Annotated in this window: 6 protein-coding genes and 1 pseudogene; 3 read left to right on the top strand and 4 right to left on the bottom strand. The window is 39.2% G+C overall.

Translation table 11 applies throughout. From position 1 onward, the window contains the following. Window positions 1–2,410, top strand: a pseudogene (locus tag H6G92_RS37160) (hypothetical protein); the annotation flags it as partial. Window positions 2,411–2,687: 277 nt separating this feature from the next. Here H6G92_RS37160 and H6G92_RS40075 read toward each other — a convergent pair. The 3 genes from H6G92_RS40075 to H6G92_RS37145 form a co-directional block, all read right to left on the bottom strand. Continuing rightward, complete coding sequence (locus H6G92_RS40075; protein ID WP_242059496.1) at window positions 2,688–2,909, bottom strand: CopG family transcriptional regulator; 222 nt, start codon at window positions 2,907–2,909, stop codon at window positions 2,688–2,690. A gap of 351 nt (window positions 2,910–3,260) precedes the next feature. Then, window positions 3,261–3,431 carry a hypothetical protein gene (locus H6G92_RS37150; RefSeq protein ID WP_190901659.1) on the bottom strand — a complete coding sequence of 57 codons (171 nt, stop codon included), beginning with the start codon at window positions 3,429–3,431 and terminating at the stop codon, window positions 3,261–3,263. A 231-nt stretch (window positions 3,432–3,662) separates the two neighbouring features. Then, window positions 3,663–4,409 (bottom strand): ferritin-like domain-containing protein, encoded by a 747-nt coding sequence (locus H6G92_RS37145; protein WP_190901657.1) that lies wholly within the window; start codon window positions 4,407–4,409, stop codon window positions 3,663–3,665. Window positions 4,410–4,659: 250 nt separating this feature from the next. On the opposite strand from H6G92_RS37145, the gene H6G92_RS37140 reads away from it, so the two are divergent. Together H6G92_RS37140 and H6G92_RS37135 are read left to right on the top strand one after the other, a co-directional pair. Next, entirely contained in the window at window positions 4,660–6,267 is a 1,608-nt protein-coding gene (locus H6G92_RS37140) for a flavin monoamine oxidase family protein (protein WP_190901655.1), read from the top strand. A 544-nt stretch (window positions 6,268–6,811) separates the two neighbouring features. Next, window positions 6,812–7,120, top strand: coding sequence for a hypothetical protein (locus H6G92_RS37135; RefSeq protein ID WP_190901653.1), 309 nt, complete (start codon window positions 6,812–6,814; stop codon window positions 7,118–7,120). 542 nt (window positions 7,121–7,662) lie between these two features. Here the strand turns inward: H6G92_RS37135 and H6G92_RS37130 are convergent. After that, window positions 7,663–8,477 (bottom strand): alpha/beta fold hydrolase (locus tag H6G92_RS37130; RefSeq protein WP_242059495.1); only part of this gene is annotated, 815 nt, incomplete at its 5' end.

The raw sequence follows: 8,477 nt of genomic DNA, 5'->3' as shown, positions 1-8,477 counted from the left end.
TGCCGCCGCCACTTGGGACATCTGTACATCACGCCAGGATGATCTTGAAGTTGCAAGAAAAGAGAGTACTGAGTCATCAAACATTGATAAAAAAGTCTCTAATTTTGCTTTCACTGCTTTCCCAACTAAGATTATTTCTCGCTTAGATAAATTGCAATTTACTGAACCGAAGTTAGTCACACTTTTGAATGAAGCAAATCAATTTTTGGGTCGAGACTGGAATCCCACCGAAAAACACCCGATAGAAATCAGAGCCTCTCACCACCCAGTTGGGCATGAGCGCCATGTTTCCAGATTGTTATTTGTCCAGAATAGTGACGGCGAATACAAGGAATTCGCCATGTTAGGAACTAGAACCGCACAGCTTCCCATTGGTACGAAAGCGCAAGCTAGTTTCGTTGGGGTAGAACCTGCTACTGCCAAAGCAACTATTGGACTGCCAGGAAACGAGCCGGTTGAAATTACTATCCGTGAACTCAAGAACTTCTCTTATGCAGGACTTGTTTTTAACGCCGAATCGGTCAACTTAGAATTTGGCACTGTGCCCGTTCCTGACAAAACAGTGAAAATCAAAATTGATGGGAAAACTCTGGGTGAGTTAGACAGTGATTCTGCCCAACAGTTAAAAGAAATTAATTATCTCAAAAATGGTAATCCTCTAAAGTTAAAGCTCACGTCAATTTCTGAGACAGGAGATCAAGCTTTTGTCCTGGGTGAGTCTCCTAATGGGAATCTCCTCAAAATTAATAAAATTAACTTTTATGATTTTTCTGGTCAGACATTCAATGATCAAGATTACCGAAAACTGACTATCGAAACCTCAGCTTCTAAAACTAGAGATGCCGTATTTTTGAATGCTGAACCACTGGGAGTATTGCACTTCAAAAAAGACAAAGACGCGCTCAGACAGCTTGGACTACTCAAAACCGGACAACTTACATCCGCGACCGCGATCCTTGAAAGTAATTTCTCTGTTATTTGCGCTCAAATTGACCCTAATACCGTTGAATATCCGCAGAAATGGACGAAGGAATTTCAGGCTTTTGGGACTCAATCAGTTAATTTTCAACAGCAAGAGATGATTGAGAAGAGTGCGAAAATTCTATATCATATTAAAGAGCGTCCTACTTTCTTATTTTCTACAGAATCAAACAAGAAACTTGGAATCATGGGCTTGGCTGTTGACAACCAGAAAGCTGATACTGTGACTAAATGGTTAACTGCTCAAAAAGTTGAATGTCAACAAGTACCAATAGAAGATGTTATCAGGGAAACTAAAAAAGGTCTAGCGGTATTTAACTTAGTCAGTAGTTCAATTCCTCCTAAAACTTTGGGTAATATGACCAAGAAATTTGGGGCAATTATTGAATCGGATAGTGAGTATCAACAAAGAGTTAATTCCCTCGCCACACGACCGCAGTTTTTGAAACCACCATCTCAATCAGCATTGTCCCCGCCTCAACAAAGCGCTCAATTCCACCCAAACCAAGAGGTTCAAAATGTCGCTCCTCCCGTCATCAAAGGCAAACCGATTCCGATGAACTATCCTTTAATGATGCATGGTGAGCCGAACCCACTACCTGTAAATACTTGCATTGATGCCATGCGCAGATATGGCAGAACTCACACTACTAGAGCTTATGAGCCTTACAAACAGTATGGGTTTAAGGAAGGCGATATTGCTCTTGCGACAGGTATTGATAAGCAAGTCGCCTTTCGAGTCGGTAAGCAGTATAAAATCACACCTGATATGATTGCTGACCCCGTTTATCAACAGCAATGGGCTGACATGGAAAAGCACTCACCCAAAGCATTACCAGAATTATTCACCGAAAAACAGCAGGTGTGGGGACTACATCTAGAGCCATTGGGGGATTATGTGGACGGGAAAATAGTCCCGTTTCCTGAACCACAAAACAGAGGCGCACCCAACCAAGAAGTCCAATCTCAATCAGTTACTATTGATGATTTGAGAAATTGGTACAATGCCGCAGATAAGTTGGGGAAGTCGGAAAATTACAAAAAACGCATTGTAGAAGTTGCAAATGGGTTTAAAGCTGGTAAGCAATTATCAGCCGAAGCGTTGGCAGTAATGAATAAAGATACATCTGAGCTTGAAAGAATCAGTCGGTTGACTCAAATTGCTCAAAGGATTGGCATGGTCTGGGGTAAGTCTAATGAAAATTGCACTCAATTTCTTGGAAAGATTTATGACTTAGCTTTCAATACACAGCAGAGAGATTTAACTATTTCGCAGAAAAATGGGGAGGTAGTTTTAAACTTACAATCTGGCAAGGTGCAGACTAATAAACTAACTCCACAGATATTCCAAACTTTTGAAGATGTTAATACTCAAATTGATAAAATATTAGCTAAATCTCAAACACAACAAGTAGACTTACAAAGATAGGTTTATCTGCCTCCGGCAAGGCAGAAGGCACAGGGCAGTTCTTGCTGGAGGAAAGAATAAGTTTTGAATTTTGCCTTTTTGCCTTGCTAACTTGGGTTTAAGATTCCCGCTAAATCGGAGATTTAGCGGTCTACAATTACTGTTATTGTCAGAATCCCCTGTAGTTGACCTTCTAGCTTCTGCCTTCTGCAATAAAAATACGTATTTATAGGCTTTTCAACGAGTCAAAGCCAAAAATCAAAACTTAATTTAGAATTTCGAAAACATTGCTCTATCTCTAACCTATACTAACTGGCTGTGGTGCATGAGTAACAGAGCTAGCCTTCATCGGTGCAGGATGTTCGCTTTCTTGAAGATGAGTTACTTCAAGAGAGCGAATCAACTCTCGAATAACATCAGTTGCTGGTCTGCCTGTGATTGCACAATAGCGTTCAAGTTTTTCACTCTCAGTTGATGCGAGATTTATCGTGATTCGTTTGATAGCCCATTTTTTATTCATAACTTGTTCGGATTTTTAAAAGTTGAAAAATTAAACGGACATTGCAATCTAACAATGGTTGATAAATAACAGTTATTAACTCGATTCATATTTGCCTTGCCGTCAGACTATTATAAACATAAGTCTTTTAAGGTATTTATGTATAATCAAAAACTTCACCAAGAAATCATTTATGTGAATTTCAGATACAGTTTTAATTTTAAATATTACAAATATTAAAGTTTTTTAACTCTAGCTTAAGAAGTTGGCAAAGATACTGACAATAATATCTCCACTTTCATACCCTATCCACTTTTATCGTCTGCATCTCGATACCATTCTCGCAATCTCTGCCGGACTGTATTTTCTTTTTCACCTAGTAGTTGTGCTAAAAACACTGCTACTGTTGTTAGACCCGGGGAAAAGCATCATTCCTATACCAAAACTCCACATTGCCAAAACTTTCGCTTGTGGCCGACTTAGGTGTGGTAGCTTTTGGTTAACGATCGCTATCCAACTGTTCAAACCTGAATACTCGTTCATGACCCGCTTTATGCCACGATATTTTATCCTATCATCTACCCTTTTCTAAAAACCTGCCCTTGAAAGGAAGGTGCTGGGGGTTGTAGAGGCGGAAACCACGCCCTAATTCGACAAATAAACAATGTAAGAAGACATGAATTCGATAAACCTCTCTCTACCTTAAACTTAAGTTCAAGGCAGGGAGAGGTTTTTTTATGTCTAGCTAAATGGACACTAAATAAACCGTCGAACTTACGTTAAAATCAGTTGAGAATCTTTTTGTGAAGGCATACTATCTTGTACTAGAGAACGATTTGCTGCTTTGCCTTGTAACAGATTACTAGCAAATGCAAAAGTCGCGTTGACTTTGCGAGTACGCCACTCATCTATAAGCTGTTGTACTTGCGTAAGAGACATTCGCCGTGTCATCGCTTCATAAAGATAAGCAGCATGAGTAGTTTCATCTTTGGCGACACTCAAAATTCCCAGTTTTAAGTTGCGACAAACAGGTTCGTCATCGGGTAATGCATTCGCCATCCTAGCAAAGTCTTTGCTAGCATCTAACTCCAGAATGTAAGTGCTACCCATGAATACATTCCAGCCAATCACAGCAGGTTTTAATTGTTCAGAGGTGTAACCTTCAAAGAAGGCGGCAAAAAATGGACTACGCTGCTGTTGTGATTTATCTGTAGATGTGGTTTGGGGTTGACTTTTAAAATCTATAACCTGTTTATTGAGTTGTTTTAAACCGTGAGCGAAAATTTGACCGTGCCTAGTTTCATCTGACGCGTGATGTTTGAGCTTTTCGGCTAACCATTTATCGCCCTCTGCTGCGGCGCGTTCGCTTAATGCTGTCAAAAAAGGCACAGAACCAGATTCCGCTAACTGAAACCCAGCAAGGATATTAGGGCGAGTTTTAGAGTCACGGATCTGAGCAGCACTGTAGTAGGCAAAAGCACCAGAACCTACTAAGTGCATCATGTAGGTCAATAAATTCATGAAAGATTCCCGCTAACCTTTTTTCTTATGGTAAACATTGAGCATGGGTATTGGCGATTGAAGTGGGGTTATAATTGCAGTTTCTAACAAGTACCATTGTTTGATAGTTAATAATGCTCAGTTAATGGTTAAAAAATCAAAACTTTATCTTATAAAGATAAATTCTTTAAAGTAACTAAATAGATTAAAACTATACTTATAAACAGATAAATAGGGAAACTCAATAAAAAACTAGCTAAGATTGTAAGTAATGAGCCGTTCATCAGTATTTAGAAGATTAGCCCATACACTTGGGATTGTTAGTTATTGTCAAAAGCATAATATTTCAACAAGTGAAGGCATTGAACGCATTTATAAATTTGAAAAGCTGATGTCATTGCGTAAGACTAAGCGGCGACAATTTCTGACTGATTTAGGAAAAATGGCAATATTGGGTGGAACAGTGGGTGTAGGGTCTGGTTATTTTCATCGTACCTTGGCTGCACCTTCTTCAATGGATGCCAAGATAGCGATTGTAGGTGCTGGTTTAGCAGGACTCGCTTGTGGCTACGAACTCCAACGTCAAGGAATTAAAGCTACTATTTACGAATCTAGTAACCGAGCGGGGGGACGCTGCTACTCACTTAATGATGTCTTCCCTGGTCAAGTTGCCGAAAGAGGTGGCGAGTTTATAGACAATCTCCACAAGACAATGCTGGGATATGTAAACGAATTTAAGTTAGAAGTCGAAGATTTATCAAAGCAACCAGGTGAAGTATTCTATTACTTTAATGGTCAACGTTATCAGGAATCAGCAGTAATTGATGAATTCCGAGATTTACTTACAGCAATGAGAGTTGATTTACGTACCCTTACAGAACCTACTGTAGATAATTTCAATGCATCTGAGCAATTACTAGATTTCACTAACCTCCAATATTATCTTGATAGCCGGGGAGCGGGAGCGTTAGTTAAAAATGTAATTAAATCTGCATATATTGCTGAATATGGTCGAGAAATTGACCAACAAAGTTGTTTAAGTTTTCTGCTATTTATTCATGCAGATAGACGCTCTAAATTTCGACCCTTTGGGGTATTTAGTGATGAACGCTATCATGTTATTGGAGGCAATCAGCAGATTATTGAAGGTTTAAAAAATCGTTTGTTAGAGCAGATTCAGTATGATAAAAAGCTGATTGCTGCTAGGAAAGATAGTTCAGGTAAAATTGAATTAATCTTTAACAATGGGTTGAGCAAAAAGTTTGATGCTGTTGTATTTTGTGTTCCTTTCTCAACTCTGAGACAAGTCGATTTAAAAGGACTTAAACTGCCTCAGTGGAAACTTAATGCTATTAATAATTTAGTTTATGGAACTAACTCAAAACTGATGGTCGGGTTTAATAGTCGTCCTTGGATTCCTCTTGGGAGTAATGGTAGCGCCTATGCTGATCTTCCCAACCTCCAGGCTATTTGGGAAACTAACCCTAGCAAAGCTACATATAATCGGGCAGTTTTAACAGACTACGCTGGCGGCAATTTAGGTGCAAGACTTAACCCAAACAATCTTCAATGGGAAAGTGCTAAGTTTATTAATGACCTGAAGTTTGTCTTTCCTGGTGCAGATATTTCGGCTGTACGGCTCAAAAATAGCGAATATCTAGCTTATTTAGAAAACTGGTCATTAAATCCACTAACTAAAGGAAGCTATACCTGTAATCAACCTGGCTACTTTACAACAATTGCTGGTAATGAAGGCAAATCAGTAGATAACGTTTATTTTGCCGGAGAACATACTAACTCATTTTATGAATGGCAAGGTTTTATGGAAGGCGCTGCAATTTCAGGCGTTAATGCTGCCAAGCAAATTTTGAAACGTTAAAAAAAAAAAATTTCCGCTGACGCTGACTGCCTTAGCCGCAAATCTTGTCGAAGGTGGATCAATAACTATCCCGTTTATTGGTAAAAAACTAAACATAAATGGGGAACTGACAGACCTGAACACGGTGCAGTTGCTCAAATTTCTCCTTGATGCCCTTGTGCGAGGAATTATAGACAAACCCAAAAATAATAGAAACTTGTACCCTATAAATAGACTGCTGAGGCTGCTATTAAAGAAACTACAATCTAGACCACAGCCAGTTCCACTCCTTAGGCACAAGCCTTGAATAAATCAGCCCAGCCGTCGCTTTCGCCTTGAGGGCTTTCATCGCCTAAATCTCTCGGTTTTGCCAAAAATATTATTGATACGGTGAAGCAGCGCGGTCTTGGGGGTTTCCCCCATGAGCGACTGCTGAACCCCGTAGGGGCTGGGCTGATTTATTTATTGGATCTCCCTTAAAACATCACCCAATCCAAAGCAAATTCCTTTAGTATCTGCAACCACAGCGCAAGTACCTAATTCTAAGAAAATTGCAGTAGCACCAGTGACTAGACCACAGCCAGTTCCATTTCTGAAAACAGCGCCTTTGACAACACCTTTAGTACTTAACCCAAAACAAATACCTTCAGCACCTCCAACCACTGTACAAGTACTTAATTCTAAGAAAATTGCAGTAGCCCCGATTACTACGCCACAGCCAGCCCAATTGAGAAAAACAGCACTTGAAAGAGCTACGACACTACCCAGGAGTCCGAAGAAGAAGTTAAGGCAGTCGAGAGTTATATTCAGTGGGCGAACACCGACTCAAGCTGAGTCATCTCTAAAAACAGGTGCAGCAAGTTTGGGGACGTAATCCATCGTCTAAGAGCAATCGATTCTCTCTCTGATTGCCGAAAGTCCTTCTAATGTGGGCTATTGCAGTGGTGTGTTGGGGAAAATATAGTGCGAAGATTCAGTTTGAGAGGTATAGCGTTAGAGAAGCTACTGGCTTTGACATTTTTGTGAGGCGGGTTTTCGGGAGTTGCGATCGCTAGGGGGATTAATTTATAGCACTGTTGAATGGAATAATTGCACAATTCAATCGCCGAATTGCGTGATTTTATATCTTATACCAAGTTGCCAGTTGGGTTTAAGAAAAGGCTTTTTCATTATATTTGACGAGTTGAGCAACAAATAAACCTGACAGATGGAATTTTAACTAATACTTTCAAAAATTCCTTAAATAAATTAAAAATTCCGGCTCTCCTAGACTAGTTATAGAAAATTAATACTTTATATCAGGTTAAGTCCTTATATAGTAGGGGATTCAAGAATCAGAAAGCATATTTTTATTAAATCTTTGATTCTATTTTAGCGAAACCTAGCTATATCAGGTGTTTTAGGTGTTTTTTAGTATTAATTTATCAAACGAAGTCTAGGAGAGCCAAAATTACCACTACTTAGAAATTGCAAAATATGTTGAGATGTAATTTGCGGCTGTTCAATTTGAGGGGCATGACCACAGTTTTTAAGTTTTATTAATTTAGAATTGGCAATGGAGCGCTGAAATTTTTCTGCATCTCCAAGTGGGAGCATGTCATCAGCTTGTCCCCATAAAATTAGTGTTGGTTTTTCAACTTGGGCAATTCTATCTGCCAAGTTGCTATAACCTCCAGTTTTGACATAATCAATCATAGCATCATACCAAAGTGGCATTTGTTGATGTAGCATAGCGCACTGAATTGCCAAAAGTATTTTGGGATCAAAATTAGGTAAAACACTACATAAATTTAATGCCAATACGTGGCGCTGACGCAGGTATTCAACAGCCAAAAAGTCAAAAGGAGGAAATAAATATTTGCTAAAGGCAGGAGAATTAGTGTAACCTAAACTATTAATCAATATTAGTGATTTTACAATTTGAGGATAAGTGAGAGTAAAATCGATTGCAGTTGCACCTCCCATTGATGCGCCTACTAGTATGATTGGTCTGTTGATTAAAGTTTTCCAAAAATTGTAAAGGTGAATTTTGATTGTAGTTGGACTGTAATTTATTTCTTTTTGTCTTTGTGTAAAGCCAAAACCTAACAAATCTACTGCCCACGTTTCATTTTGAGTACCAAGTAATGGCAACAGAAGACGGAACTCTAGGATGGAACTATCGAAGCCGTGTAGCAGCAGAATTGGTGTGCCTTTACTACCTTTGTGAATGTAGGTTGTGAAAATTGGGT

Origin of the sequence: Nostoc foliaceum FACHB-393 (assembly GCF_014698505.1) — a bacterium.
Lineage (GTDB): Bacteria > Cyanobacteriota > Cyanobacteriia > Cyanobacteriales > Nostocaceae > Nostoc > Nostoc foliaceum_A.
The sequence above is the reverse complement of the archived record's forward strand: the minus strand, read 5'-3'. Positions and strand labels throughout refer to the sequence as shown.